The 293-nt window shown below is 64.2% G+C and carries 1 protein-coding gene; it reads left to right on the top strand.

The features are described 5' to 3' along the window. Window positions 1-293, top strand: a 293-nt coding sequence (locus tag FBT96_RS19800; RefSeq protein WP_136909707.1) for a GDP-mannose 4,6-dehydratase, incomplete at both ends; no start/stop codon positions are given.

The raw sequence follows: 293 nt of genomic DNA, 5'->3' as shown, positions 1-293 counted from the left end.
TACGACGTCACCCTGAAGCAGCGCCGCCATGCGATCTTGCGCGAGCATCCCAATTTCACCGCGACCGAGGCGATGCTGGAAGATCACGCCCGCTTCGATGCGCTGGCCGATGACTTCCGCCCCGAGGTGATCGTGCATCTGGCCGCCCAGGCCGGGGTGCGCTACAGCCTTGAAAATCCGCGCGCTTATCTCGATTCGAACGTCATCGGCACCTTCACCGTGATGGAGGCGGCGCGGCGGCTCGGGGTGAAACACCTGCTGATCGCCTCGACCTCCTCGGTTTACGGCGCCAA

Origin of the sequence: Rhodobacter capsulatus (assembly GCF_005144475.1) — a bacterium.
GTDB classification, from domain to species: Bacteria; Pseudomonadota; Alphaproteobacteria; order Rhodobacterales; family Rhodobacteraceae; genus Rhodobacter; species Rhodobacter capsulatus_C.
This window is presented reverse-complemented; position numbering and strand designations above follow the sequence as displayed.